The 25024-nt window shown below is 69.6% G+C and carries 24 protein-coding genes; 7 read left to right on the top strand and 17 right to left on the bottom strand.

The features are described 5' to 3' along the window. Window positions 1–2 precede the first annotated feature (2 nt). On the bottom strand, window positions 3–899 hold the full coding sequence (locus BM004_RS02970) for a transporter substrate-binding domain-containing protein (protein ID WP_093211190.1): 897 nt from the start codon (window positions 897–899) through the stop codon (window positions 3–5). 171 nt (window positions 900–1070) lie between these two features. On the opposite strand from BM004_RS02970, the gene BM004_RS02965 reads away from it, so the two are divergent. Continuing rightward, window positions 1071–2012: a LysR family transcriptional regulator gene (locus BM004_RS02965; RefSeq protein WP_093211188.1), complete on the top strand. Its 942-nt coding sequence runs from the start codon at window positions 1071–1073 to the stop codon at window positions 2010–2012. Between the two features lie 4 nt (window positions 2013–2016). Here the strand turns inward: BM004_RS02965 and BM004_RS02960 are convergent, their stop codons facing one another. The 12 genes from BM004_RS02960 to BM004_RS02905 form a co-directional block, all read right to left on the bottom strand. Next, window positions 2017–3114, bottom strand: a complete 1098-nt coding sequence (locus BM004_RS02960; protein ID WP_177206329.1) for a serine hydrolase domain-containing protein — start codon at window positions 3112–3114, stop codon at window positions 2017–2019. A 61-nt stretch (window positions 3115–3175) separates the two neighbouring features. Continuing rightward, window positions 3176–3598: a styrene oxide isomerase gene (locus tag BM004_RS02955; protein ID WP_093211184.1), complete on the bottom strand. Its 423-nt coding sequence runs from the start codon at window positions 3596–3598 to the stop codon at window positions 3176–3178. Between the two features lie 171 nt (window positions 3599–3769). Then, the gene (locus BM004_RS02950) at window positions 3770–3955 is read right to left on the bottom strand and encodes a hypothetical protein (protein WP_093125098.1); all 186 of its coding nucleotides are present in this window, start codon (window positions 3953–3955) and stop codon (window positions 3770–3772) included. 135 nt (window positions 3956–4090) lie between these two features. Continuing rightward, window positions 4091–5569: an N-acyl-D-amino-acid deacylase family protein gene (locus BM004_RS02945; RefSeq protein WP_093123453.1), complete on the bottom strand. Its 1479-nt coding sequence runs from the start codon at window positions 5567–5569 to the stop codon at window positions 4091–4093. Further along, a complete protein-coding gene (locus BM004_RS02940) occupies window positions 5566–6480 on the bottom strand; it encodes a MurR/RpiR family transcriptional regulator (protein WP_093123451.1) in 915 nt (304 codons plus the stop codon). The genes BM004_RS02945 and BM004_RS02940 overlap by 4 nt, the downstream gene beginning before the upstream one ends. Window positions 6481–6490: 10 nt before the next feature. Further along, entirely contained in the window at window positions 6491–7807 is a 1317-nt protein-coding gene (locus BM004_RS02935) for an amino acid deaminase (RefSeq protein WP_093211981.1), read from the bottom strand. A gap of 2 nt (window positions 7808–7809) precedes the next feature. Then, window positions 7810–8787, bottom strand: coding sequence for an ABC transporter ATP-binding protein (locus BM004_RS02930; RefSeq protein ID WP_093211182.1), 978 nt, complete (start codon window positions 8785–8787; stop codon window positions 7810–7812). Between the two features lie 142 nt (window positions 8788–8929). Then, window positions 8930–9973, bottom strand: coding sequence for an ABC transporter ATP-binding protein (locus BM004_RS02925; protein WP_093211180.1), 1044 nt, complete (start codon window positions 9971–9973; stop codon window positions 8930–8932). After that, complete coding sequence (locus BM004_RS02920; RefSeq protein WP_093211179.1) at window positions 9973–10812, bottom strand: ABC transporter permease; 840 nt, start codon at window positions 10810–10812, stop codon at window positions 9973–9975. Before BM004_RS02920 ends, BM004_RS02925 begins: the two co-directional genes overlap by 1 nt. A gap of 3 nt (window positions 10813–10815) precedes the next feature. Next, window positions 10816–11757, bottom strand: coding sequence for an ABC transporter permease (locus BM004_RS02915; RefSeq protein ID WP_093211979.1), 942 nt, complete (start codon window positions 11755–11757; stop codon window positions 10816–10818). A gap of 11 nt (window positions 11758–11768) precedes the next feature. Then, the gene (locus BM004_RS02910) at window positions 11769–13037 is read right to left on the bottom strand and encodes a lactonase family protein (protein ID WP_093211177.1); all 1269 of its coding nucleotides are present in this window, start codon (window positions 13035–13037) and stop codon (window positions 11769–11771) included. Between the two features lie 16 nt (window positions 13038–13053). Then, window positions 13054–14643, bottom strand: a complete 1590-nt coding sequence (locus BM004_RS02905; protein ID WP_093211175.1) for an ABC transporter substrate-binding protein — start codon at window positions 14641–14643, stop codon at window positions 13054–13056. A 215-nt stretch (window positions 14644–14858) separates the two neighbouring features. Here BM004_RS02905 and BM004_RS02900 point away from each other — a divergent pair, with 215 nt between their 5' ends. Continuing rightward, complete coding sequence (locus tag BM004_RS02900) at window positions 14859–15248, top strand: RidA family protein (protein ID WP_093123432.1); 390 nt, start codon at window positions 14859–14861, stop codon at window positions 15246–15248. A 10-nt stretch (window positions 15249–15258) separates the two neighbouring features. On the opposite strand, the gene BM004_RS02895 is transcribed toward BM004_RS02900, so the two are convergent. Continuing rightward, window positions 15259–15855: an ATP-dependent Clp protease proteolytic subunit gene (locus BM004_RS02895; protein WP_093125093.1), complete on the bottom strand. Its 597-nt coding sequence runs from the start codon at window positions 15853–15855 to the stop codon at window positions 15259–15261. A gap of 105 nt (window positions 15856–15960) precedes the next feature. On the opposite strand from BM004_RS02895, the gene BM004_RS02890 reads away from it, so the two are divergent. Further along, window positions 15961–16734 (top strand): sigma-70 family RNA polymerase sigma factor, encoded by a 774-nt coding sequence (locus BM004_RS02890; protein WP_093211173.1) that lies wholly within the window; start codon window positions 15961–15963, stop codon window positions 16732–16734. 124 nt (window positions 16735–16858) lie between these two features. Here the strand turns inward: BM004_RS02890 and lolD are convergent, their stop codons facing one another. Both lolD and BM004_RS02880 read right to left on the bottom strand, forming a co-directional pair. Further along, window positions 16859–17620 (bottom strand): lipoprotein-releasing ABC transporter ATP-binding protein LolD, encoded by a 762-nt coding sequence (gene lolD, locus BM004_RS02885; RefSeq protein WP_256219763.1) that lies wholly within the window; start codon window positions 17618–17620, stop codon window positions 16859–16861. Further along, window positions 17613–18869, bottom strand: a complete 1257-nt coding sequence (locus BM004_RS02880; RefSeq protein WP_093123427.1) for a lipoprotein-releasing ABC transporter permease subunit — start codon at window positions 18867–18869, stop codon at window positions 17613–17615. The genes lolD and BM004_RS02880 overlap by 8 nt, the downstream gene beginning before the upstream one ends. Before the next feature lie 55 nt (window positions 18870–18924). On the opposite strand from BM004_RS02880, the gene BM004_RS02875 reads away from it, so the two are divergent. Continuing rightward, window positions 18925–19890 carry a hypothetical protein gene (locus BM004_RS02875; protein WP_093211169.1) on the top strand — a complete coding sequence of 322 codons (966 nt, stop codon included), beginning with the start codon at window positions 18925–18927 and terminating at the stop codon, window positions 19888–19890. Next, on the top strand, window positions 19887–21614 hold the full coding sequence (recJ, locus tag BM004_RS02870; RefSeq protein WP_093211167.1) for a single-stranded-DNA-specific exonuclease RecJ: 1728 nt from the start codon (window positions 19887–19889) through the stop codon (window positions 21612–21614). The genes BM004_RS02875 and recJ overlap by 4 nt, the downstream gene beginning before the upstream one ends. A gap of 26 nt (window positions 21615–21640) precedes the next feature. Here recJ and BM004_RS02865 read toward each other — a convergent pair whose 3' ends face one another. After that, window positions 21641–22192: a DUF1003 domain-containing protein gene (locus tag BM004_RS02865; RefSeq protein WP_143072399.1), complete on the bottom strand. Its 552-nt coding sequence runs from the start codon at window positions 22190–22192 to the stop codon at window positions 21641–21643. Between the two features lie 209 nt (window positions 22193–22401). Between BM004_RS02865 and BM004_RS02860 the strand changes: the two genes are divergently transcribed. Together BM004_RS02860 and BM004_RS02855 are read left to right on the top strand one after the other, a co-directional pair. After that, window positions 22402–23397 carry an SDR family oxidoreductase gene (locus BM004_RS02860; RefSeq protein ID WP_218152667.1) on the top strand — a complete coding sequence of 332 codons (996 nt, stop codon included), beginning with the start codon at window positions 22402–22404 and terminating at the stop codon, window positions 23395–23397. A 241-nt stretch (window positions 23398–23638) separates the two neighbouring features. Next, window positions 23639–24820 (top strand): GGDEF domain-containing protein, encoded by a 1182-nt coding sequence (locus BM004_RS02855; protein WP_093211161.1) that lies wholly within the window; start codon window positions 23639–23641, stop codon window positions 24818–24820. The last annotated feature ends 204 nt before the right edge of the window (window positions 24821–25024 follow it).

Here is a 25024-nt window from a genome sequence, read left to right as displayed (position 1 = left end):
GCTCAGACGCCCTTGTTGTTGGGGTTCTTGTAGATCTCGCGCACCGCGTCCGACATCGGGAAGTTCAGGTTCGCGTTCTTCGGCGGAATGGGCGAGAGGAACCACTTGGTGTACAGCTGCTCGATGGCGCCCGACTTCATGAGGCCGGTGACGGTCTCGTCGACCAGCGCCTTGAACTGCGGGTCGTCCTTGCGCAGCATGATCCCGTAGGGCTCCTGGCGCAGCGACTCCTTCAGCAGCTTGTATTCGCCCGGGTTGGTGGCGCTGGCGACCATGCCGGCGAGCTGCACGTCGTCCAGCACGTAGGCGTCGGCGCGGCCGGTGGACAGCAGCAGGAAGCCGTCGGAGGTGTCCTTGCCGGCGATCTCGTTCACTTCGATGGCGCCGCTCTTGCGTGCGCCGCGCAGCAGCTGGATCGAGGTGCTGCCCGAGACGGTGGCCACGTTCTTGCCGTTGAGGTCGGCCAGCGAGTTGATGCCCGAGGCCTTCTTCACCGCGGCGGTGATGTTGGTCACGAAGTGGCTGGGCGCGAAGTCGACCTGCGCCTGGCGCTGCGTGGTGTTGGTGGTGGTGGCGCAGTCGAGGTCGACGGTGCCGTTCTGCAGCAGCGGAATGCGGTTGGTCGAGTTCAGCATGGTGTAGCGCACGTCGATCTTCGCGAGGCCGAGCCTGGCCTTCACCGCGTCGACGATCTTCAGGCAGATGTCGTTGGTGAAGCCGATGGGCGCGCTGTCGGCGCTGAGCTTGTACGAGAACGGGATCTGGCTGTCGCGCGCGCCGATCTGGATGGTGCCGCTCTCCTTGATCTTCTGCAGCGTGCCGCCGTCCTGGGCACTGGCGGCGCCGCAGGCGAACGCGAGGGTGAGGCCGAGTGCGAGGGGCAGTTTCCTGAAGTCCATGGTGGTTCCTTGAAGAGTCGATGAAGAAGGCCAGAAGGCGGTTGAAGGCCGGCTGGGCGAATCTTCGGCTTCTCGATGAATTTCCAAAAGCGATTTTTTGTGATCGAATCGCATGAACAAAAGCGATCTTTCAATCAAGTTTCGCTGCCCTCGCCGCAGCCACGCACCGTGATGACCTTCAAGCAACTCGAAGCCCTGTACTGGATCGGCCGGCTCGGCGGCTTCGCGCAGGCGGCCAGCCAGCTCAACACCTCGCAGTCGGCCATCTCCAAGCGGGTGCACGAGCTGGAGCTGCTGTTCGAGACCGAGCTGTTCGACCGCAGCCAGCGCACCGCGCGCCTCACCGAGAAGGGCGAGGAGATGTTCGTGCTCGCGCAGAAGCTGCTGGCGCAGCGCGACGCGGCCGTGGAGCAGTTCGGCAAGCCCGGCGTGGTGGAGCGGCGCATCCGCATCGGCGTGACCGAGCTCACCGCCATGACCTGGCTGCCGCGGCTGGTGGGGCTGATCCAGCAGCACTACCCGAAGGTGATCCTGGAGCCCGACGTGGACGACAGCCTGCAGCTGCGCGACAAGCTGCTGGCCGACGAGCTCGACCTGGTCATCGTGCCCGACACCTTCGCCGACTCGCGCATGTCGCACAAGGTCATCGGCCAGGTGCGCAGCGCCTGGATGTGCAAGCCCGGCGTGGTGCCCGCCGGCGGCACCGTGCGGCTGCACGAGCTGGCGCGCCAGCGCATGCTGGTGCAGGGCAACAACTCGGGCACCGGCCGCGCCTACGACGCGTGGATGAAGGAGCAAGGCGTGCAGCCCGCCAACGTGATCGTGGTGAGCAACCTGGTGGCGCTCACCGGGCTCACGGTGTCGGGCCTGGGCGTGAGCTACCTGCCGCGCCAGTGCCTGCAGCCGCTGGTGGCCGCGGGCATGCTCGCGGTGATCGAGGTGACGCCGGCCCTGCCCGTGGTGCGCTACGTGGCCATGCACAAGGGCGAGCACCGCAGCGCCCTGACCTCGTCGATCGTGATGCTGGCGCAGGCGTGCTGCGACTTCACGCGGATGTTCCAGGCGCAGGGGGAAGGCGAGGCCGAGGAGGAAGAAAGAGCCGCCGGCGGCTGAGCGGCTAGGCCGACGCTGCGGCCAGCGCCACCACCTGCTGCACCAGCCTGGCCACCGTTGCGGTCTGCGCGCCCACGTCTTTCGGTGCCGGTGCGGTGGCGGCCGTGGCCACCACCAGGCGCAGCGACGGCACGAGCAGCGCGAACTGCCCGCCGTAGCCCCAGCCCCAGGCCACGTCGCGGCCGTCGAGCGTGCCGGTGAACCACAGGTAGCCATAGCCCGTGTCGGCGATCGGCGGGTTGCGCCATTGCGCGGGCCCATGCCGGCGCGTGCTGTCCGCCACCCAGTCGGCCGGCACCACCTGCACGCCCTTCCACCGGCCGCCGTCGGCCATGGTCCACGCGAGCTTGGCCAGGTCGCGCGTGCGCAGGGCCAGGCCCATGTAGGCCGTTGCATGGCCGGACTTGTCGCTGCGCCACGAGAAATGGTCGATGCCCAGCGGCGTGAACAGGTCGCGCCTTGCCACGTCGGCGATCGGCATGCCGTGCGCGCGCTCGAGGATCGGTGTGAGCAGCGACACGGCGGCGTCGTTGTAAGACCACGAGCCCGGCGCCTCGCTGTCGCGCGGCAGGCCCAGCACGAAGGCGGCCGCGTCGGCTGCATCGATCAGCGCTGCCGTCTGGGTTCGCCAGTCGTAGGCCAGGCCGGTGGTGCCCGTGAGGATCTGGCGCAGCGTGACCTGCGCGGCCGGTGCATCCGGCGCCAAGCGCGCGGGCTCGGGCAGCAGGTCGGCGACGGTGTCGCCGAGGCTGCGGATCTTTCCCTGCGCCAGGGCCTGCCCGACCAGCATCGAGCAGACGCTCTTGGTCGCCGAGTTGACGGGCAGCAGGTCGTTCGCGGAGGCGCCCGCGTAGCAGCGCTCGCCGGCCAGTGCGCCGTTGCGCACGACGACGATGCCGCGAAGCGCGGGCACGCTGCGGCATGCGTCCAGCAGCACCTGCCCGAGGGCTTCGCCCGGCATGTTCTGGCCCGCCGGGTCGGCCGCGGGCCAGTCGGCGGATGCGGATGCGGAGGCGGAGGCGGACGCGGAGGCGGCCGTGGCCGTGGCCGCGCCCAGCAGCGCCCCGCTGCCGGCGAGAACAATGCTTCTTCGGGAATTCATGGGTTCTCCTTCATTGGCGGGTCGCGCGATGGATATGAATGGACGTCCGGCGCACGCGCCGTCAGAGCGAAACGAACGCGGCGCCCAGCAGCGCCACGGCACCCGCGACCGAGGCGATCGCACCGACCATGTTGCCGGCGTAGACCAGCCTGCCCAGCCCCGCCGCGCCATCGGACGACAGCCCGCGCTGCCCCGAGATGGCCGCCAGCGGCGTGGACACGCAGAACCCGTAGGCGGAAACGATCAGCGCGACGGCGATGAGCCACATGGCCCAGCCCGGCACCGCGAGCGAAGACAGCACGCCCGCCGTGGCCAGCATCAGCGTGGCCCCGATGGGCAGGCTCAGGTGGGCCACCCGCCACGAGTTGACGATGTGCGCCGCCGCATCGCGCTTGATCGCCTTGGCATAGGGCGCACCCAGCAACAGGCCGAACAGCAGGACGATGGCACCGTGGAAGACGAGGTGGCGCGCGGCAGGATGCATGGGAAGGGGTCTCGTGGAGGGACCCGCATCGTAAGGGCCATGCGCAGGCATGCAGACGCAGTCGGACGGCTGGCGGCCGGAGGCACGCTGAACACGGCCTCGGACGCGCCAGATGACCGGGCCGCCGTCGAGCCCGGTGCGGGCGCCGACGGCGCGCCGCGTGGCCCAGGCTCAGCCCAGGCGGCCCATGTGGACCGGCTCCCGGTCCATCCGCCGCAAGGCGTTCGCCAGCAGGACCACCCGCTCTCGCGCGCCCGGCTCGCCTCTGGCAAGGTCACCCAGCGCAGCTTCGTAGTCGTCGGTGAGCTTCTGCCACCACTCGAAATCGGCGCCAAGGCTCTCAGCGTCCTTGTCCATCATTGCTCCTTGGGATTGCAACCGCACTGACCCCTGAAAACGCGTCAGTTTGACCGATTTTTGCCCGGAACGTTAGAACTTTAGAAGTCGAAGGGTTATATCCAAGCCGATACGACGGAGGCACCGCCCGGCATTTCAGGCGCCGCGCGTGAGCATCCGCCCCGCCCTCGCCAGCACCCGCGCGGGTTCGTCGCCGCCCCCGCGGTAGGCCAGCACGCCGTTCACGAACACCCGCTCCACGCCCTCGCTCACGCCGTGCGGCTGGTCGTAGGTGGCGGTGTCGGCGATGGTCTCGGGGTCGAACACCACCACGTCGGCCATGGCGCCCGCGCGCAGCAGGCCGCGGTCGGCGATGCGCAGGTTGCGCGCGGTCATGCCGGTCATCTTGTGCACCGCCTGTTCGAGCGTGAACAGGCGGCGTTGGCGCCAGTAGCGCGCAAAGACACGCGGAAACGCGCCCCACAGCCGCGGGTGCGGATGGCGGTCGTGCGGCAGGCCGTCGCTGCCGATCATGGTGAGCGGGTGCGCAATGACGCGTTCCACGTCTTCTTCCTGCATCTGGAAATAGCAGGCGCCGCCCGGCTTCAGCCGCAGGCAGGCCTCCTGCTCGGTGGTACCCCACTCGCGCGCGATGTCGGAAATGAGCCGGCCCGTCATCTCCGGGTGCGGGTCGGACCAGGTCAGCAGCACGTCGATCACGCCGTCGACCAGGTCCTCGCGCAGCACGGTGGAGCCGGCCACGTAGGGGTACACGTCCATCGCGATCTTCTGGCGCCGGGCCAGCGACTCGATCAGCGGCAGGGTCTCCTTCGTGCGGCCCCAGTTGGCCGGGCCGGCGCACTTGTGGTGCGAGATGACCAGCGGCACGCCCGCGTTGAAGGCCGAGTCGCCCGCCTCGTGCAGCGCCTCGATGATCTGCTGCATCTCGCTGCGCAGGTGCGTGGCGTACACGCCGCCGTGGCGCGCCACCACGCGCGCCAGCGCCGTCACCTCTTCGGCGGGCGCGGCAAAGGCTTCTTCGTAGAACAGGCCCGACGACATGCCGTGCGCCCCGTCGGCCATGCAGCTGTCGAGCAGCGCCTCCATGCGCGCGAGCTCGTCGGCGCTGGCCGGGCGGTCGAGCGCCTGCATGGTCGCGAAGCGCAGCGTGGTGTGGCCGATGAGCGCCGCCACGTTCAGCGCGGGCTGCGTGGCGTCGACCGCGGCGCGGTACTCGGCCATGGTCGCGTGCTTGAAAGACTCCGCGCCCAGCAGCGTGAGCGGCGGCTTCGACTGCGGCGTGCGGTACGGCGCGAGCGAAATGCCGCAGTTGCCCGTCACCACCGTGGTGATGCCCTGCGACACCTTGGGCAGGCACAGCGGGTCGCGCAGCACGATGGCGTCGTCGTGCGTGTGCGCGTCGATGAAGCCCGGCGCGATGACCTTGGCGCGGCAGTCGACGACCTCGACGTCGGCCAGCGCCAGGCCGTCGGGCAGCCGGGCACGCAGGCCCTCGCCCAGCGCGACGATGCGGTCGCCCTGCAGCAGCACGTCGCCGGGCCACGAGGGGCCGCCCGAACCGTCGACCACGAGGCCCGCTTCGAGCAGGATGGCTTTGCTTGCGGTCGCACTCACGATGCGGCTCCCTTGCTGTGGTTGATGCCGCCGCCGTCCCAGCTCTGCAGCGGGTGCGTGGTGGCGTCGATGCCGTGTCGCTGGAACGCCTCGCGCGCGCGCTGCAGGCGCTGCACCGCGGGCTCGCCGCGGCGCTGGGCCACCAGCACGGTCAGGATCTCGATGGCGGTGAGGTGCGTCAGGTAGGCGTCGATGCCCACGTGCATCACCGCGTCGTCGGGCACCGACAGGCCGAGCAGAAAGTCGGCCTTGGCCGCCAGCGCCGTGCCGGGCCGCGTGAGCGCGATTACCTTGGCGCCCTGCCCGCGCGCGATGTCCACCGCGTCGAGCAGCGAAGGCATGCCGCCCACGTGCGAGATGGCGATCACCACGCCGCCGGGGCGCTGCGCCGCGCCGGCCACCTGCTGCAGGTGGTAGTCGGCCCAGGCGTTGGCCGACAGGCCGAGGCGAAAGAGCCGCGCCTGCAGGTCGTTGGCCATGAACCACGAGGTGGCGCCAGCGCCATACAGGTCCACGTGCGGCGCCGCCGCGATGGCCGCTACCGCGCCGTCGAGCACCTGCATGTCGAGCTGCCCGCGAACGCCCGACACCGAAGCCGCCGCGCTGCGCGCGATCTTGCCGACCACCTCGTCGGCCGCGTCCTCGATGTTCACGCGGCGGTGCAGCGGCGAGCCGCCCAGCGCCAGTTCCTGCGCCAGCGCGAGCTTGAACTCGCGCAGACCGGCAAAGCCGAGGTCGCGGCAGGTGCGCATGATGGTGGGCACCGAACTGCGCGAGCGCTCGGCCAGCTGCTCGAAGCTTTCCTCGAGCACGCGGTCGGGGTCCTCGAGGATCAGGTCGAGAATCGCGCGCCGCGTCGCCGGGGCGTCGCTGCGGATCTGCGCGATCTTCTGGAGCAATGAGGGGGTCATCGGTGCGTGTTCAGAAGTGCATGGCGACGGCGTCGCTCACGCGGTAGTCCTGCTCGACCACCGGCATCCAGTGCCATTTGTCGAAGGTGGTGCAGGGGTGCGAGATGCCCAGGCCCACGCGGTCGCCGACCTTCGGCGCCTCGGCCTCCTCGCTCGCGTCCCAGCGCAGGTAGGCGTGCTGGTCGTTCAGCGCGGTGATCTTCCAGCCGGCGGGCACGCCCTGCGGCTGCAGCGCGCCACGCGCGGCGCGCGCGATGGGCACCGGCAGCGACAGGTCGAAGGAGATGTCGCGCTTGCCCACCGCGAGGATCGCCAGGCCCGGCTCGGGACGCGATTGCACCGTGGCCCAGACTTCCATCGCCGGCACCAGGCTTTCGCCGCAGTCGCAGCCCAGCCGCTCGTCGACCACGCTCACCATGCGCTTGTAGAAGCCATGGTCGTGCGTGACGTAGCAGCCCGAGCGCAGCAGGCCGCGCACCGGCGTGCCCAGCGCGGGCTTCAGCCGACCGGCCACGAGGTCGAAGATGGCCGAGCCGCCGGCAGAGACCAGCACCTCGTCGGTCTCGAACAGCTTCTGCGTGTCGCAATGGCGGGCCACGGCTTCCACGCGGTCCATCAGCGTCTTCGCATAGGCCGCGTCGGGCTCGCTGGCGCCGGTGGCGCCCTGCCCTTCGTAGGTCTCGATGCCGACCAGCTTCACGGCGCTGCTGGCGCGCAGCCCCGTGGCCAGCGTGACGGCCTCTTCGTGCGTACGGCAGCCGGTGCGCGCGCCTTCGACGCCGATCTCCAGCATCACCTCGAAGGACACGCTGCCGGCATGGCGCGCTGCCCAGTCTTCGATCAGCGCGAGCTGCGACAGCGAATCCACCAGGAACACGATGCGCAGGCCCGCGTTCGCCTTCAGCAGCATCTGGATGCCGCCCAGGTCTTCGTCGCTCACCACCTGGTTGGCGATGAGCGTGCGGCGCGCGCCGGCCGCCACGCCCACGGCCAGTTGCGTCACGGTGGCAAAGGTGAGGCCCCAGGCGCCGGCGTCGAGCTGGCGCTGGAACAGCTGCGGCGACATGGTGGTCTTGCCGTGCGGCGCCAGGTCGATGCCCCACTCGCGCACGCGCGCCTGCATCCACGCCAGGTTGTGTTCGAGCGCCTCGCGCTTGAGCACGGCCAGCGGCAGCGGCAGGTCGCCGGCCAGCACGTTCCATCCGGCGGTGCCGACTTCGCTGCGGCGGCGCGGGGCCTGGGTGCGCGGGTAGCCCTTGAAGCGGTCGCTGAGGATCGGATCGTTGAAATCGTTCAAGGCACTGGAGGCAGCGGCTGTGTCGGTCATGGTCATGCGGCGATGTTGGAGAGCAGTTCTTTGCGGATGCAGGCGCTGTAGTGTCCTGCCGAAATTTCGTCGAGCGGCGGCACGGTCTGCGCGCAGGCCTCGATGGCGTGCGGGCAGCGCGTGCGGAACACGCAGCCCGAAGGCGGCGAGATGGGGCTTGGAATGTCGCCCTTCAGCGCGATGCGCTCGGTCGCCACCTCGGGGTCGGGCTTCGGGCTCGCGGCCAGCAGCGCCTGGGTGTAGGGGTGCGAGGGGCGCGCGAACAGCTCGTCGGTGGTGGCCACTTCCATCACCTTGCCCAGGTACAGCACCACCACGCGGTCGCACAGGTACTCGACCACGTCGAGGTCGTGCGAGATGAAGAGCATCGTCAGGCCCAGCCGTTCGCGCAGGTCGGCCAGCAGGTTGATGACCTGCGACTGGATGGACACGTCGAGCGCCGACAGCGGCTCGTCCGCCACGATGAACTCGGGCTCCACGGCCAGCGCACGCGCCACGCCGATGCGCTGGCGCTGCCCGCCCGAGAACTCGTGCGGGAAGCGGCTCGCGTGCTCGGCGCGCAGGCCCACCGTCTCGAGCAGCTCGGCAATGCGCTTGTCGCGCGCGGCCGCGCCCTTGTGCAGGCCGTGCGTGGACAGCGCCTCGCCAAGGATGGCGCTGATGCGCATCTTCGGGTTGAGGCTGGCGTAGGGGTCCTGGAAAATGATCTGCAGCTTGCTGCGCAGCTTGCGCATGCGCTCCCCCGACAGCGCGCCGATGTCGTCGCCGCGGTACAGCACCTGGCCGCTCGTGCGTTCGAGCAGGCGCAGCACGGTGCGCCCGATGGTGCTCTTGCCCGAGCCCGATTCGCCGACCAGCCCCAGCGTCTCGCCGGGCTGGATGGCGAACGACACGTCGTCGACCGCGCGCACCGGGCGGTCGCTGCTGCCGAAGTACTTCTTGAGTCCGCGGACTTCGATGAGAGGGGCGGCGGTGGTCATCGTGGGTTTCTTGTATTGGCGCCTTTTCCCGCGTGCGGGAGAAGGCGGGGAATGAGGGTGCTTGCGAGGGCAGCGGGGGGCACCCTCACCCCAACCCTCTCCCGCACGCGGGAGAGGGGGCAAGGCGGGGACGGGGGGCACCTCATGCGACCCTCGCCTGCGCCTGCGCCTGCACCGGTTGCACACGAACACAGCGGGCCTCGCGGCCGTGGTGCGTCTCGATCAGCGGCGGCATCGCCGCGCTGCATTCGGGCAGCGACTGGTCGCAGCGCGGCTCGAACGCGCAGCCCGGCGGCGGCGCCAGCGGGCTCGACACCTGGCCGCGAATCGCGAACAGGCGCTTGGGCTTGGGCTGGCCGGGCAGGCGTGCCTTGCCCGGCAGGCAGGCCAGCAGGCCCTGCGTGTACGGATGCTCGGGCTGCGCGAACAGCGGCCGCACCGGCGCGCTCTCGACCACGCGGCCCGCATACAGCACCACCACGTCGTCGGCATGGTGCGCGACCACGCCGAGGTTGTGCGTGATGAAGAGAATGCTCATGCCGGTCTCGGCCTGCAGCCGGCGCATGAGCTCGAGGATCTGCGCCTGGATGGTCACGTCGAGCGCGGTGGTGGGCTCGTCGGCGATCAGCAGCGTCGGGTCGCAGGCCATGGCCAGCGCGATCATCACGCGCTGGCGCATGCCGCCCGACAGCTGGTGCGGGTACTCGTGGATGCGTTGCGCCGCGGCCGGGATCTCCACCAGTTCGAGCATGCGCAGCGCATGCGCCATGGCCGCCTTGCGGTCGAGCCCCTTGTGCAGGCGCACGCTTTCCGCGATCTGCTCGCCGATGGTGAACACCGGGTTCAGGCTGGTCATCGGCTCCTGGAAGATCATCGACAGCTGGTTGCCGCGCAGCGAGCGCATCTCGCGCTCGCCAATCTGAAGCAGGTCGAGCGTCTTGCCTTCGCGTGTCACGAAGGCCGCGCTGCCGCTGACCTGTGCGTTCGCGGTCTTGGGCAAGAGGCGCATCAGCGTGAGGCTGGTGACCGACTTGCCGGAACCCGACTCGCCCACCAGCGCGGTGGTCTTGCCCGGCTGGATCGAGAAGCTCACGTCGGCCACCGAACGCACCAGGCCGTCTTCGGTGGGGAAGCTGGTGCTCAGGTTGCTGACCGTGAGACGCGGGGCTTGATTGGCGTTGTTCATCACGAGGTCTTCTTGAGCTTGGGGTCGAGCAGGTCGCGCACGCCGTCGCCCAGCAGTTGCAGCGACAGCGCCGTGAAGATGATCGCCAGGCCCGGGAACAGCACCACCCAGAAGGCCTGGTGCGCGTACTGCTGGCTGCCCGCGACCATGGTGCCCCAGGTCGGGATCTCGGGCGGCACGCCCACGCCCAGGAACGACAGCCCCGCTTCCGCCAGGATGGCGTACGCGAAGATGAACGACACCTGCACCAGGATCGGCGACATCAGGTTCGGCAGGATGTGGCGCCACAGGATGCGCGAGGTGCGCACGCCCAGCGCGCGCACCGCTTCCACGAACAGCAGCTCGCGCACCACCAGCGTGGAGGCCCGCACCACCCGCGCCACGCGCGGTGTGTAGACCAGCACCAACGCCAGCACCGTGTTCAACAACGACGGCCCGAGGATCGCCACCAGCGCAATCGCCAGCAGGATGTCGGGGAAGGACATCATCGCGTCGACCACGCGCATCAGCGGCGTGTCGAGCCGGCGAAAGAAGCCGGCCATCAGGCCCAGCGCCGTGCCGGCGATGACCGCGCCCAGCGCCGTGAGCGCGGCAATGGCCAGCGAGTAGCGCGCGCCGTGCACGATGCGCGAATACATGTCGCGGCCCAGCTCGTCGGTGCCCAGCAGGTGCTCGGCGCTCGGCGCCTTCAGGCGTTGCAGCACGGCCGTGTCGTTGGGGTCGGCGGAGGCGAACAGCGGTGCGCCGATCGCCATGATGGCGATCACCAGCAGCACCAGGGCGGAAACCATCACGATGCGGCGATGCATCAGCTGGCGGAGCATTCGAGGCATGCGCATCGCTCAGACCTTCACACGCGGATCGACCACTGCGTACAGCAGGTCGATCGAGAAATTGATGAGCACATAGATCGCGGCAATCACGAGCAACGCACCTTGAATGACCGGGTAGTCGCGCCGCAGCACGGCACTGACCACCAGGTTGCCCACGCCGGGCAGTCCGAACACGGTCTCGGTGATGACGGCGCCGCCGATCATCAGCGCGACCGTGAGGCCGATCACCGTGACGATGGGCACCAGCGCATTGCGCAGCGCGTGCTTGAGCACCACCGTGCTTTCGCTCAGGCCCTTGGAGCGCGCGGTGCGCACGTAGTCCTCGCCGAGCACGTCGAGCATCGAGGCGCGCGTGAAGCGGATGATGAGCGCGGAGTTCAAGAGGCCCAGCACGGCGGCCGGCAGCACCAGCGCATGCAGCCGCTCGGCCAGCGCCGCGTCGGGCGCGCCGTAGCCCGACACCGGGAACCAGCCGAAGGACACCGCGAAGATCTGGATCAGCACGATGCCCAGCCAGAAGCTCGGAATGCTGGCGCCCAGCATCGCGATGCCGGTGAAGAGTTGATCGACCACGCGCCCGCGGAACACGGCCGACACGATGCCGCACGGCACGCCGATGAGCGCGGCGATGGCCACGGCCATCAGCGCGAGCAGCGTGGTGGGCTCGGAGCGCTCCCACAGCGCCTGCGTCACCGGGCGCTGCAGGAAGATGGAGGTGCCCAGGTTGCCCTGCAGCACCTCGCGCAGCCAGTAGCCGAACTGCACGGGCAGCGGCTTGTCCAGGCCGTATTCCTTCTGCACGCGGGCGATGTCGGCGGCGGTGGCCTGGTCGCCCAGCAGCACCGAGACCGGGTCGCCCGAGGCCGCGCGCGTGAGCACGAAGACCAGCACGGCCACGATGGCCAGCACGACCAGCATGCCGGCCGCGCGGGAGGCGATATAGCGGAGCATCGACTTCTTCATCACGCGGAGAACTCGATGGCGGCCGCACTGCCCACGGGCACGTACTGGCCGGTGAATTGAATGTCGCCGCCTTTCACGCGGAACACCGTCACGTTGTCGCCCTGCTTGTTGTGGCACACATAGAGGAAGCGGCCGCTCGGGTCGAGCGTGCAGCTGCGCGGGTAGTTGCCGCGCGACCATTCCTCGCGCACCAGCGTGGGCGCGCCGGTGCGGGCGTCGATCCTGAACAGCGAAATGGAGTCGTGCAGGCGGTTGAGCGACACGAAGTGCCGGCCGTCGGGCAGCATGCGGATGCCCGATGCGTAGCTGGTGCCCTTGAAGTCCTTGGGCAGCGCCGAGGTCTCGCTCACCAATGTGAGCACACCGGTGGCGTCGTCGTAGCGCATGAAGGCGATGGTCGATGCCTCTTCGTTCACCAGGTACAGCCACTTGCCGTTCGGGTGGAACACGAAGTGCCGCGCACCCGAGCTTTCGGACACGGCCACCGTGCTGGGCTGGCTCAGCACGCCGGTGATGCGGTCGAAGCGGTAGGAGATGACGCGGTCGAGCCCCAGGTCGGCCACCAGCACGAAGTTGCCCTTCGGGTCGGCGTGCACCATGTGCGCGTGCGGGCCATCGTGGTCGCTGGTGGCAAAGCCTTCGTGCGAACGCGCGGCCGCGGGCACCACGTCGGCGCCGGGCTTGCAGGGCGTGCCGGCACCGCAGGCGTCCACGTCCTTGTAGACGACGGCGGCGGTGCCGGCGTCGGGCATGCCGTCGGCGCGCAGCGCGATCACGCTGACGTCGCCGCTCGCGTAGTTGGCGGTGAACAGGAAGCGGCCTTCGGGGTGCACGCTGATGCAGGCCGGGTCCTTGCCGCCGCAGGGCACTTCGGCCGCGAACGACAGCGCGCCGTCCGCGCCGATGCGAAAGGCCGAGACCGAGCCGGCCTCGAACTCGTTGGCCGCATAGAGCATGGGCAGCTTCGGGTGGCGCGCCAGCGACGCGGGGTTGCGCAGCTTCGCGCCCTCCCCCGCGCTGGCCACGGCCGCCGGTGCGCCGGCGATGGGCCTGAGCGCACCGGTGGCGCCGTCGAGCGCGAACTGGTGCACGCCCAGGCCACGGCCGCCGCGCCACGGCTTGCCGCCGTCGCTGTAGGTGCCGACGTAGGCATATACAGGGCCGCTCGCGGCGTGGCGGGCGGCCTGTGCTGATGCGGCCGTGAGGCCGAGGGCTCCGAGGCCGGAGGCCAGTGCGCTGGCTTGCAGAAGTTGGCGACGCGATGGCATGGCGGCTGTTCCGGGCTTACTTGATCTTCGCGTTCCAGAAGAACGGCCAGGTCGCGGGCGTGTAGTTGTCCAGCGCCGGGCTCCTGGCCGACAGGCCGTTGAACTTGCCGACGTTGATGTACGGCACTTCGTCGTAGACCACCTGCTGCACCTTGCCCCACAGCGCGCCGCGCTTGGCAGGGTCGCTCTCGACGTTGAAGGCCTGCAGCGCGGTCTTCTTGGCGGGCGTGTCCCACCAGCCGGGCGCGCCGTCGCCGAGCTGCGGCGGCGAGAGCATGGGCTCGGGGAACTGGCCCGAATGCGTGACGTAGACGTCCCACAGCTTGGCGTCGTTGCGGCGCTGCACCAGCGTGGCCCAGTCGACCACGTTGAGGTCGACCTTGAAGCCGGCGCGCTTGAGCTGCTCGGCCATCAGCAGCGCCATGTTGTAGTGGAAGTCGTACTGGCGGCTGGTGAGCACGCGAATGGGCTCGCCCTTGTAGCCGGCCTTGGCGGCGGCTTCCTTCGCCTTGGCGGCGTTGCGCTGGTTGTACTGGTCGGCGCCGGCCGCCGAATAGAACGGCGAGCCCTTGGGGAAGTGGTTGCCCTCGGCCACGAAGAAGCGCGTGTCGCCGAAGCCGGCCGCGAGCATCTCGCCTTCGCCGAGCGCCATCTGGATCGCCTGGCGCACCGGCTGGCTGGCGGCCACGCCTTCCTTGGTGTTGAGCACGAGGTAGGGGAAGCCGAACGACGGCGTCATGATCGGCACGGTCTTGCCGCCCGACTTCTCCAGGCGCGGCAGCGCTTCCACCGGCAGCAGGTCGGCAAAGTCGTACTGGCCGGCCAGCGCGCCTTCGACGCGCGTGCTGGCGTTGGGCACGGGCACGAAGCGCAGCTCCTCGATGGCCGCTTCGCGCTTGCCGCCGTAGCCGCTCGCGGGTTCCTTGCGCGCGGCGTACTTGTCGAAGCGCGTGAGCAGCACGAACTGGTCGGGGCGGCGCTCCTTGAACTTGTAGGGGCCGGTGCCCACGAAGTCCTTCAGCGGCGAGGCGATCGAGTCCTTGGCCATGATGGCGGCCATGCCGCTGGGCAGCGCGAGCTGCGAGAGCAGCGGCGCATAGGGTTCCTTGAGCACGACTTCGATTGCCAGCGGGCCCTTGGCCTTGAGGCTGTCGATTTCCTTGCCCACGGCCTTGCCGCGCGGCGACTGGTCCATCCAGCGCTGCAGGCTGGCGACCACGTCGTCGGCGGTGAGCTCGCGGCCGTTGTGCAGCATCACGCCCTTGCGCAGGGTGATGGCGTAGGTCTTGCCGTCGGCCGAGATCTTCGGCATGCCTTCGGCCAGCATCGGCACCACGTTCCACTTGGCGTCGAAGGTGTAGAGCGTCTCGTACACGTGCTGCATGATGGTTCCGACCAGGTCGGCGGTGGAGGCCATCGGGTCGAGCGTCTGCGGTTCGGCCACCATCGCCAGCGTGGCGAAGTTGCGCGGGCCCTGCGCGTGGGCCTGCTGTTGCGGCAGCGCGGCGCACAGCATCGCGAGCAAGGAGGCGCCGAGCAGGCTGCGCCTGGACAGCAGGGGCAGGCGGGGCAAGGCGAGGCGCGGGGCAGAACCGACGTGAGGCATGGGGAACTCCTTCTTGGGGCGGGCGCTTGAGGTGGGCGGGTGGTGAAAGAAATTTTCTTTCTGGCCCGGACTTTGAAGCACTATCCATGCCAAATCATCCGTGTTAACCCCTAATCAGGGGTTATTCTGAAATAGATTTTCAGATTGGAGGGATACTCGCGGCGAGTTTCCGCTCCACTTCCATTCGCTTTCTTTCACCCCCAAGGAGTTCTCCCATGCCCCTCGAATACCTCGGCGCCCCGCCCCTCGCTTCCGACCGCCAGGTGCGCCCCTTCTCCCCGGCCGTGCGCGCCGGCGACTTCATCTACGTGTCGGGCCAGGTGCCGGCGAACAAGGACGGCGAGATCGTGGTGGGCGGCATCGAGGCGCAGACGCGCCAGGTGATGGAAAACCTGAAGACCGTGCTCGCGCTGGCCGGCGCCACGCTCGACGACGTGTGCAAGAGCACCGTCTGGTTGCAGGACGCGCGCGACTTTGGTGCCTTCAACCGCATCTACATGAGCTACTTCGGCGAGAACAAGCCGGCACGCTCGACCACCGAGGCGCGCCTGATGGTCGACGCCAAGGTCGAGGTCGACGTGGTGGCCTACAAGCCCAAGGCCTGATCGAGCCCGGTCAGGGGTGCAGCTCGGTCTTGCGCTGGATGATGCGCGAGACCAGCCCGTACTCGACGGCCTCCTCGGCCGACAGCCAGCGGTCGCGCTCGATGTCGGCCAGCACCACGTCGATGGGCTTGCCGGTCTCGCGCGCAATCTCGTGTGCGATGCGCTGGCGGGCCTTGATGATTTCCTGCGCCTGAATGGCGATGTCGGTCGCCTGCCCGCCCGCGCCGCCGCTGGGCTGGTGAATCAGGAAGCGCGTGTTGGGCAGGCACACGCGGCGCTCGCGCGGCGCGGCCAGGAACAGGTGCGTGGCGGCGCTGCCCACCCAGCCGGTGCCGATCATGTTCACCGGCGCGCTGATGAAGCGCACGATGTCGTGGATGGCATCGCCCGACTCCAGGTGCCCGCCCGGCGAGCTCACGAGGATGTCGATGGGCTTGTCGGCGCTGTCGGCGTCCAGTGCGATGAGCCGGCGCGTCACGTCGGCGGCCACCGAATCGCTGATGCTGCCGAAGATCAGCAGCGTGCGCGACTTGAACGCCTTTTCTTCCAGGTAGGAGTTGCGCGGTTCGGCGGTGGCCGCGGGCTTGGTGTCGTCGTCGGACTCCATCGAGAACATGGGCAGGGGGGACATGAAGAAAGCTCCTGTGGTTGAACTGTCTTGACGAACAAGCCCACAGTTTCGTGACATTGCGCGCCGTGGCAAGCTGTGGCGATGCTCGACGAACACTATCTCTCGCAATTCCCCGCCCTGCGCGCCCGGCTGGTGCGCGCGGCAGCCCGCATGCTGGGCGGCCCCGCGGAGGCCGAGGACGTGGTGCAGGACACCTACCTGCGCGCGCTGGAGGCCGGCGACCGCGCCGCGCCGGACGCTGCGCAGGCCTGGCTCACCACGGTGATGCAGCACATCGCCATCGACCGGCTGCGGCGCGCCCACTGGATGCAGCGCTGGCTGCACGACGCCACGGCGCAGGCCGTGCCTGGCGAGTCGCCCTCCGCGCAGGACGACGCGGCGGCAGCGCAATCGGCCCGCAATGCGCTGCGCCTGCTGGCGGCGAGGCTGTCGCCCGCCGATGGCGCCGCGGTGTTGTTGCGCGAAGTGTTCGAAGCGAGCTTCAAGGAGATTGCAGCGGCCAGCGGGAAGACGGAAGCGGCGTGCCGGCAGCAGTTGCATCGGGCGCTGTTGCGGTTGCGGCAGGACACGGGCGAGAACGACGGCGCATCGGAGGCGGTCTTTCACGTGTACCGGCAGGCGTTGGCCGAGTGCGATGCGCGTGTGCTGTTCGCGATGCTGAGGCAACCGCCGACGCGGGCTGTTGCGATGCCGGCTGCGATCGCCAAGGATGCCGCGCCGCGTGCCGTTTGCCAGGTCATGCAGATCGGCGGCAGGCTCGGGCTGGTGCTGACGCTGGGCGGGAAAGTCCTGTGCGTGCTGCCGCTCGATGCAAGGCAGGCAGACGAAGAACCGGCAGCGGCTCTGCTGTATTAGCTCCTTCCGCCTCTGGGGGAAGGTTGGGATGGGGGCAGCGCGGCCTTCAAGGCTGCATGGCGTTGGAGGCCGCGAGCCCCCACCCCGGCCCTCCCCCGGAAGGGGAGGGAGCAAGTCAAGAAGCTCAGCCGGCCAGGCGGCCCGCCACCAGCTGCAACACCCGATCGCACCGCTTCGCCAGGTCCTGGTCATGCGTGACCATCACGAACGCCGTGCCGTGCCGCTTCGCCAGATCGAGCATCAGCGCGAACACGTTGTCCGCCGTGCCGCGGTCGAGGTTGCCTGTCGGCTCATCGGCCAGCACGCAGGCCGGCTGCGTCACCAGCGCGCGCGCGATCGCCACGCGCTGGCGCTCGCCGCCCGACAGTTCCGCCGGCCGGTGATGCAGGCGCTGGCCCAGGCCCACGCTCTCGAGGATTTTCGAGGCCGACTGCGCCGCCGTGGCCGGCTCCACGCGCCGGATCTTCAGCGGCATGGCCACGTTGTCGAGCGCGCTGAACTCGGGCAGCAGGTGATGGAACTGGTAGACGAAGCCCAGGTGCTGGTTGCGCAGCCGCCCCTGCTCCGCCGCGTCGGCGTGCGCGATGTCCTTGCCCAGCAGCTCGACCTTGCCGGCCGTGGGCGCGTCGAGGCCGCCCATGAGGTGCAGCAGCGTGCTCTTGCCGGAACCCGAGGCGCCGACGATGGCCAGCGTTTCGCCGGCGTGCACGTCGAGGTCGACACCGTGCAGCACGGTCAGGTCGAGCCGGCCTTCGTGGAACCGCTTGGTCAGTCCGCGGGCCTTCAGAACGACACCATTGGCGCCGGGCCGCCCCAAGCCGATGGCGGCCCCCTCGGGGGGCAGCGAGGACACGTCAGTGCCGAGCGTGGGGGCTTGTTCACTCATAGCGCAGGGCCTCGGCCGGGTTCACGCGGCTGGCGCGCCAGCTCGGGTACAGCGTGGCGACGAAAGCCAGCACCAGGGAAATGATCGCGATCGGCACGATGTCGCTTTGCTGCGGATCGCTCGGCATCTTGCTGATCAGGTAGATGTCCTTCGGCAGGAAGCTCGCATGGAACAGCTGCTCGAGGAAGGGCACGATCACGTCGATGTTGTAGGCGATGCCCAGGCCCAGCAGCAGGCCGGCCACGGTGCCGATCACGCCCACCATCGCGCCCTGCACCACGAAGATGCCCATGATGCTGCGCGGCGAACTGCCCAGCGTGCGCAGGATGGCGATGTCGGCGCGCTTGTCGGTCACGGTCATCACCAGCGTGGAGACCAGGTTGAACGCGGCCACGGCCACGATCAGCGTGAGGATGATGAACATCATGCGTTTCTCGACCTGCACGGCCGCGAACCAGGTCTTGTTCTGGCGCGTCCAGTCGCGGATGAGGAACGAGCCCGGCAGGCTCACGGCCAGCTGGTCGGCCACGTCGCGCGCCTCGTTGAGGTCCTTGAGCTTCAGGCGGATGCCGGTCGGGCCTTCGAGGCGGAACACCTTGGCGGCGTCCTGCTCGTGCACCATGGCCAGCGCGGAGTCGTATTCGTAGTGGCCCGAGTCGAAGGTGCCGACCACGGTGAACTGCTTCAGCCGCGGCACCACGCCGGCCGGCGTGACCTGTCCGCCCGGTGCCACCAGCGTGACCTGGTCGCCCGGCTGCACGAACAGCGAGCGCGCCAGTTCGGCGCCCAGCACGATGCCGAACTGCCCCGGCACCAGCTTGTCGAAGGTGCCCTTGGAAGCGATGCCGTTGATGTCGGTCACCTCGGGTTCGAGCTGGGGCTCGATGCCGCGCACCAGCGTGCCCTTCATGTCCTCGCCGCGCGCGATGAGCGCCTGCGTGTTGATGAAGGGCGCCGCGCCGACCACCTCGGGGTGCTTGCGCGCCGCGGCCATGATCTCGTCGAGCTGCGGCAGCGCCTGCCCGTCGCGCGAGAAGATCTCGATGTGCGACACCACGCCGAGCATGCGGTCGCGCACCTCTTTCTGGAAGCCGTTCATCACACTGAGCACAATGATCAGCGCCGCCACGCCCAGGGCGATGCCGAGCATCGAGACACCGGAGATGAAGGAGATGAAGCCGTTGCGCCGCGTCGCCCGGCCTGCGCGCGTATAGCGCCAGCCGAGTTGCAGTTCATAGGGGAGTCGCATAGGGTCGGAATTGTGGCATCCCGGATTCCCTTGAGGCTTCCCGGACAATAGGGAGATGGCCGAAACCCTCCCACGTCACCTGTTGATCCCTTTTGCCGGCCGCGGTTCCCCGGCATGCCGTGCGGCACTGCCGGCACTTCGGCTCCCCAATCTCGAAACCCTGCTGCTGCGCCTGACGCTCGCCGACACCGACACGCAGGACGAAAGCACCCGCTCGCCGCCGCACGAACGCGCGCTCGCGCAGGCACTGGGCATCGCTGCCGCCGACGGCTGCATTCCCTGGGCCGCGCTCGAGGCACGCACGCTGGGCATTGCCGCGCGGGACGACGCCGAAGGCTGGGGCGTGGTGACGCTGTGCAACTGGCAGGTGGGCATCGACGACGTGGCGCTGGGCGACCCGTCGGCCATCGAGATCGACGCGGCCGAGTCGGCCGCGCTGCTGGCCGTGGCCCGGCCCTTCTTCGAGGAAGACGGCATTGCGCTGCACCCCTCGCCCGTGCCCGGCCGCTGGCTGGCGCGCGCGCGCATCTTCGACGGGCTGGTCACGGCCTCGATCGACCGCGCCGTGGGCTATCCCATTTCGCAGTGGTCGCCGCTGGCCGATGCCGCGCGGCCGTTGCGCCGCCTGCAGAACGAGATGCAGATGCTGCTGTACACCGAGCGCGTGAACGACGACCGCGCCGCGCGCGGCGTGCCGCCCATCAATTCCTTCTGGCTCAGCGGCACCGGCGCGCTGAAGCAGGCACCGGCCGCGCCGAGCCCCGAACCCGAGGTGGCCGACGCGCTGCGCACGCCCGCGCTGCGCGACGACGGCGTGGGCTGGGCCGAAGCCTGGCGGGCGCTCGACGCCGGCCCGGTCGCCTCGCTGCTGGCCGACTACACGCGCGGCGCCAACGTGTCGCTCACCCTGTGCGGCGACCGCGCAGCGCAGCGCTACACCGTGCAGCCGCGCGGCCTGGCGCGCTGGGCCAAGAGCCTGTTCGACCGCAAGCGCGCGTCCGTCGTGCTGGAGTCGCTATGAAAATCATAGCCCGCGAGATCCCGCCGCGCACCGTGTGGGCGCTGGAACAGGCCGGCGTGCATCCGCTGCTGGCGCGCCTGTTCGCCGCCCGCGGCGTGCGCGCCAAGGAAGAACTCGACGACGGCCTCGCGCGCCTGCTGACGCCCGACACCCTGCGCGGCACGCACGACGCCGCCGTGCTGCTGGCCGACGCCATCGCGCAGGACAAGCGCCTGTGCATCGTGGCCGACTACGACTGCGACGGCGCCACCGCCTGCGCGGTCGGCGTGCGCGGCCTGCGGCTGCTGGGCGCGAAGAACGTGGCCTACCTCGTGCCCGACCGCGTGGTCGATGGCTACGGCCTCACGCCGCCCATTGCCGAGCGCGTGGCTGCGAGCGGCGCCGACATGCTGATCACCGTGGACAACGGCATCGCCAGCGTCGACGGCGTGGCCGCCGCCAAGGCGCGAGGCCTGCAGGTGCTGGTGACCGACCATCACCTGCCCGGCCCCGAGCTGCCCACGGCCGACGTGCTGGTCAACCCGAACCAGCCCGGCTGCGAATTCGAGAGCAAGAGCATCGCCGGCGTGGGCGTGATGTTCTATGTGCTGCTGGCGCTGCGCTCCGAGCTGCGCAAGCGCGGCGTGTTCGACACCGCCTCGCAGCCCAAGCTCGATGCGCTGCTGCCGCTGGTCGCGCTCGGCACGGTGGCCGACGTGGTGAAGCTCGACGCCAACAACCGCCGCCTGGTGGCGCAGGGCCTGCGCCGCATCCGCGCCGGCTTCATGCCCGCGGGCGTGGCCGCGCTCTTCAAGGCCGCGGGCCGCACCGCGTCGGCGGCCACCACCTTCGACTTCGGCTTTGCCCTGGGCCCGCGCATCAACGCGGCCGGCCGGCTGGCCGACATGACGCTGGGCATCGAGTGCCTGCTGACCGACGACGCGGGCCGCGCCGACGAACTCGCGCGCATGCTCGACGGCATCAACCGCGAGCGGCGCGACATCGAGGGCGGCATGCGCGACCAGGCGCTGCTGCTGGCCGAGTCGCTGTTCTCGGCCGACGACACGGTCGAAGGCATCGCCGCCCCGCCGCCGGCCATCAGCGTGTTCGACGCGGGCTTCCACGAAGGCGTGGTGGGCATCGTGGCCTCGCGCATCAAGGACCGCTTCCACCGCCCCACCTTCGTCTTCGCCGCCAGCGGCGCGCCGGGCAAGGAGCAGGAGCTCAAGGGCTCGGGCCGCTCCATTCCGGGCTTCCACCTGCGCGATGCGCTCGACCTGGTGGCCAAGCGCCATCCGGGCGTGCTGCTGCGCTTCGGCGGCCACGCGATGGCGGCCGGCTGCACCGTGGCGCGCGAGCACTTCGAGACCTTCGAGAAGGGCTTTGCGCAGGTCGCGCGCGAGTGGCTGGCCGAGGCCGCGCTCACGCGCCAGATCGAGACCGACGGGCCGATCTCGCGCGAGTACATGCGCATCGACCTCGTCGACACGCTGCACAAGGAGGTGTGGGGCCAGGGCTTCGCGCCGCCGACCTTCAGCGAAGAGGTCGAGGTGGTGTCGCAGCGGCTGGTGGGCGAGAAGCACCTGGCGCTCAAGCTGCGCCACCAGGGGCAGCCGATCGACGCGATCTGGTTCAGCCACACCGACCCGCTGCCGCCGAAGGTCAAGCTCGCGTTCCGTCTCGATGCCGACGAGTGGCAGGGCGTGCGCCGCCTGCGCTTCCTGGTCGAAGGGGCGGAGTTCTAGAGAAACCGCCTGCGGGCCGGCCGCCTTCAGTCACCCTTGTGCGCGGCTTCGGCCGCGACGATCTGGTGCAGCACCTTGCTCGGGTCGGTGCGCTGGGCCAGCGCCTTGACCTCGTCGTGCGAGTCCGGCGGCAGCTCCATCTTCTCGGCCATGCGCGTCACCAGGCGCAGCAAGGCGGTCATCTCGCGCTCGTTGAGCAGGTTGATCTGCAGGTCCAGGTGGTGCCGCCGCTCGTTCTCCTCGTCGGACATGTTCTGGCTGATGAGGATCATGATGGCCAGCACGATCGCCTCGATCGACACCAGGAACAGCAGGAAGGTGAAGGGGTACGGGTCGACCTTCCACACCCACTGGTTCACCCCGATCCACAGCGCGAAGAAGCCCAGGTTCCACCACAGGAAGGCCACCGTGCCGCAGAAGCGCGACATGCGCGCGACCACGCGGTAGAGCATCGGCTTGGAGCGGCGGTTGCCTTCCTCGAGGCAGAGGATGGCCTCGATGTTGCGGTGGGTCAGCTCGCCGATGGAGGGGTGCTTCCCGGGCGTGTGCTGGTGGGCGTCGTTCTTGTGCGTGGGCATGGCGCTGCGTTTGTCGCCCACGCGCGCGCCGCGGCGCGTAGGCAGGCGTCGTCAGCCGTTGAAAGAGAACGAGAGAGGAACGAGAGAGCGCGACAGCGCCCGACACGGCGGGCGCCCGGTCGCGACGCCTTCCTACGCCTGCCATGGGCAAGCGCTTTACGGTGAGCGCTCCGACGCAGCAGCAACACGCGACACAGGAGAACGCGCCCATGACCACCGCCCGCACCGCCGCCCGCCACCGCACCGTGCAACGCACGCAGGACGCGAAGGACACGAAGGCCGCCAGCAAACCCAAGCCCGGGCCCAAGCAGGCGCCCGCGAAGAAAACGCCGGTGCAGGCCGGCCCCAGGAACCAGCCGCAGGCGCCCCTGCCCGCCCAACACCTCGAGAAGCCCGGCAACGAAGCCGACATGGCATTGCGCCCGCGCTTCGAGGCGCCCGACTACAAGGGCAGCGGCAAGCTCAAGGGCATGGCCGCGCTGATCACCGGCGGCGACTCGGGCATCGGGCGCGCCGTGGCGGTGCTCTATGCGCGCGAAGGCGCCGACGTGGCCATCGTCTACCTCGACGAAGACGAGGACGCCGACGAAACCCGCCGCCACGTCGAGGCCGAAGGCGCGCGCTGCGTGCTGGTGAAGGGCGACGTTCGCAAGCCCGCGTTCTGCAAGAAGGCGGTCGACAAGGCGGTGAAGGCCTTCGGCCGGCTCGACGTGCTGGTCAACAACGCGGCGTTCCAGCTGCACGCCGAATCGATCGAGGACATCAGCGACGAGCGCTTCGACCTCACGTTGCGCACCAACGTGTATGGCTACTTCCAGATGGCGCGCGCGGCCGTGCCGCACCTGCGCAAGGGCAGCTCGATCATCAACACCGGCTCGGTCACCGGCCTGGAAGGCAGCGCGCAACTGCTCGACTACTCGACCACCAAGGGCGCGATCCATGCGTTCACCAAGGCGCTGGCCAGCAACCTGCTGGACAAGGGCATCCGCGTGAACGCGGTAGCGCCGGGCCCGGTGTGGACGCCGCTGAACCCGGCCGACAAGCCGGCCGCGAAGGTGAAGGACTTCGGCAAGCAGACCGACATGAAGCGGCCCGCGCAACCCGAGGAGCTGTCGCCTGCGTATGTGTTCCTCGCCGCGCCTTCGTGCGCGAGCTACATCACCGGCATCGTGCTGCCGGTGACGGGCAGCGTGGGCGCGGTGTAGCGGGCGGCGCACTTTCTCGCTTCCTGCTTTTTCGCACTTTCGCACTTTCGCACTTTCGCAACTGACCCTTTGGGGCGACCGACTTCTGAGACGCAGCGTATAGCGAGCGACCGCTTCGGCGATACGATCAGTTACCCCGAATTTCACTCGTGCCTTTGTCCCGACCCGCCCGGATGCCGCTTCGTTCCCGCCCCTGTTCCTGCCCCCGACACCCCTGCCAGCCCGCCGCGGGGCACCAGCCATGACCGGCGCATGGGGTTCACTGGTTCCGTTGGGTCATGGCGCGCTCCTGGGCCTGATGGTCTGCGGGCTCGTGTTCCTGCTGGTGTTCGGCACGCTGGTGCATGCCTGGTACGTGCTGGCCTGCGGCTTCGCGCTCGCCGCCTTCGCGGGGCTGGACAACTTCGCGGCCGACGAGCCGCTCGCGCACTGGGCCGCCGTGGCGCTGGTGCTGTGGGCCGCGTGCCGGCTGCAGTTCGCGCGGCAGTTGCTGCGCATGCGGCACTTCGCGCCGCGGCTGGACAAGGTCGCGCTGCTGCTGATCGCCGCGCTCGCCCTCACCGCGCTCTACGCCGCGTTCGACACACGGCTGTCATCGACGCTGCGCACCGTGCAGGCGCTGGTGGTGGCGTCGACCGTGGTGCTGGTGGCAGGCGCGTTGCTGGCCTCGAAGCGCATGCCGTTGCCGGTGGCGCTGTTCTGCGCCAGCGCGGTGCTGCTGCTGGCCGGCATCTCGGTCACGCACCTGCCGGCCTGGAGCGACCAGCCGCTCGCGCCGGGGCAACTGAATTTCGCGGAGCTGGGCGTGATCGCCGAACTCGCGCTGCTGGCCGCGGCCGTGGGCGCGCGCATCCGCGGCGTGTTGCATGCCGAGAAGGCGCTGGAGGCACGCAACCAGCAACTCATGGGCGCCATGGGCACCGACGTGCTCACCGGCGCCACCAGCCGCGCCGGCTTCGAGAGCCGTGGCGAGGAATGGCTGCGCGAAGGCCGGCCGTTCTCGCTGATGCGGGTCGACCTGAACGGCTTCAAGCGCGTGAACGAGCGCCACGGCCGCGCCGGCGGTGACGCGGTGCTGGCCGCCATTGCGCTGCGCCTGCGCCAGCAGGTGCGCGCGGACGACATGGTGGCGCGCCTGGACGACGACGAGTTCGCGATCCTGCTGGCCGGCAGCCCCACGCGGCAGAAGCTCGCGGAGATGGCCATCCGCATCGAGACCGCGGGCGCCACGCCCGTGGCCTACGAAGGCCGGCTGCTCGCGGGCGGCGAACTCAGCATGGGCATCGCCTGCCATCCGGCCGACGGCCACACGCTGGCCAGCCTGCTCGAATCGGCCGGCGGCGCGCTGCGCCATTGCAAGCGGCAGCGCATGGGCCCGTCGTATGCGTTCGCCGGCGAGAAGTCGGGCGCGTCGCACGGCTGAGCCTCGCGCGACGTCCTGCGTCCGCCCTGCGCCGCGCGCTTTCAAACCTTCTTCTTACCTCGCGCCACGCGAGCGACAGTGCATGATTGATGCATGAGATTTCATGCATCCGCACCGCCTGTTTTTTCAGCACCACCGGGGGCCAGGCCTTCGCGTGGCTGAGCGGTACGGCTTTCACATCGGGTCTTTATTCTCGGCGGCGAC

The sequence above is a fragment of the Variovorax sp. OK212 genome (assembly GCF_900112425.1).
Lineage (GTDB): Bacteria > Pseudomonadota > Gammaproteobacteria > Burkholderiales > Burkholderiaceae_C > Variovorax.
Note: the sequence above shows the minus strand (reverse complement) of the source record. Positions and strands in the feature narration are given on the sequence as shown.

Excerpts from the sequence above, each read along its gene's own strand:
- BM004_RS02970 (WP_093211190.1), bottom strand. The coding sequence starts at position 899 with ATGGACTTCAGGAAACTGCCCCTCGCACTCGGCCTCACCCTCGCGTTC.
- BM004_RS02965 (WP_093211188.1), top strand. The coding sequence starts at position 1,071 with ATGACCTTCAAGCAACTCGAAGCCCTGTACTGGATCGGCCGGCTCGGC.
- BM004_RS02960 (WP_177206329.1), bottom strand. The coding sequence starts at position 3,114 with ATGAATTCCCGAAGAAGCATTGTTCTCGCCGGCAGCGGGGCGCTGCTG.
- BM004_RS02955 (WP_093211184.1), bottom strand. The coding sequence starts at position 3,598 with ATGCATCCTGCCGCGCGCCACCTCGTCTTCCACGGTGCCATCGTCCTG.
- BM004_RS02950 (WP_093125098.1), bottom strand. The coding sequence starts at position 3,955 with ATGGACAAGGACGCTGAGAGCCTTGGCGCCGATTTCGAGTGGTGGCAG.
- BM004_RS02940 (WP_093123451.1), bottom strand. The coding sequence starts at position 6,480 with ATGACCCCCTCATTGCTCCAGAAGATCGCGCAGATCCGCAGCGACGCC.
- BM004_RS02935 (WP_093211981.1), bottom strand. The coding sequence starts at position 7,807 with ATGACCGACACAGCCGCTGCCTCCAGTGCCTTGAACGATTTCAACGAT.
- BM004_RS02930 (WP_093211182.1), bottom strand. The coding sequence starts at position 8,787 with ATGACCACCGCCGCCCCTCTCATCGAAGTCCGCGGACTCAAGAAGTAC.
- BM004_RS02925 (WP_093211180.1), bottom strand. The coding sequence starts at position 9,973 with ATGAACAACGCCAATCAAGCCCCGCGTCTCACGGTCAGCAACCTGAGC.
- BM004_RS02920 (WP_093211179.1), bottom strand. The coding sequence starts at position 10,812 with ATGCGCATGCCTCGAATGCTCCGCCAGCTGATGCATCGCCGCATCGTG.
- BM004_RS02915 (WP_093211979.1), bottom strand. The coding sequence starts at position 11,757 with ATGCTCCGCTATATCGCCTCCCGCGCGGCCGGCATGCTGGTCGTGCTG.
- BM004_RS02910 (WP_093211177.1), bottom strand. The coding sequence starts at position 13,037 with ATGCCATCGCGTCGCCAACTTCTGCAAGCCAGCGCACTGGCCTCCGGC.
- BM004_RS02905 (WP_093211175.1), bottom strand. The coding sequence starts at position 14,643 with ATGCCTCACGTCGGTTCTGCCCCGCGCCTCGCCTTGCCCCGCCTGCCC.
- BM004_RS02900 (WP_093123432.1), top strand. The coding sequence starts at position 14,859 with ATGCCCCTCGAATACCTCGGCGCCCCGCCCCTCGCTTCCGACCGCCAG.
- BM004_RS02895 (WP_093125093.1), bottom strand. The coding sequence starts at position 15,855 with ATGGAGTCCGACGACGACACCAAGCCCGCGGCCACCGCCGAACCGCGC.
- BM004_RS02890 (WP_093211173.1), top strand. The coding sequence starts at position 15,961 with ATGCTCGACGAACACTATCTCTCGCAATTCCCCGCCCTGCGCGCCCGG.
- lolD (WP_256219763.1), bottom strand. The coding sequence starts at position 17,620 with ATGAGTGAACAAGCCCCCACGCTCGGCACTGACGTGTCCTCGCTGCCC.
- BM004_RS02880 (WP_093123427.1), bottom strand. The coding sequence starts at position 18,869 with ATGCGACTCCCCTATGAACTGCAACTCGGCTGGCGCTATACGCGCGCA.
- BM004_RS02875 (WP_093211169.1), top strand. The coding sequence starts at position 18,925 with ATGGCCGAAACCCTCCCACGTCACCTGTTGATCCCTTTTGCCGGCCGC.
- recJ (WP_093211167.1), top strand. The coding sequence starts at position 19,887 with ATGAAAATCATAGCCCGCGAGATCCCGCCGCGCACCGTGTGGGCGCTG.
- BM004_RS02865 (WP_143072399.1), bottom strand. The coding sequence starts at position 22,192 with ATGCCCACGCACAAGAACGACGCCCACCAGCACACGCCCGGGAAGCAC.
- BM004_RS02860 (WP_218152667.1), top strand. The coding sequence starts at position 22,402 with ATGACCACCGCCCGCACCGCCGCCCGCCACCGCACCGTGCAACGCACG.
- BM004_RS02855 (WP_093211161.1), top strand. The coding sequence starts at position 23,639 with ATGACCGGCGCATGGGGTTCACTGGTTCCGTTGGGTCATGGCGCGCTC.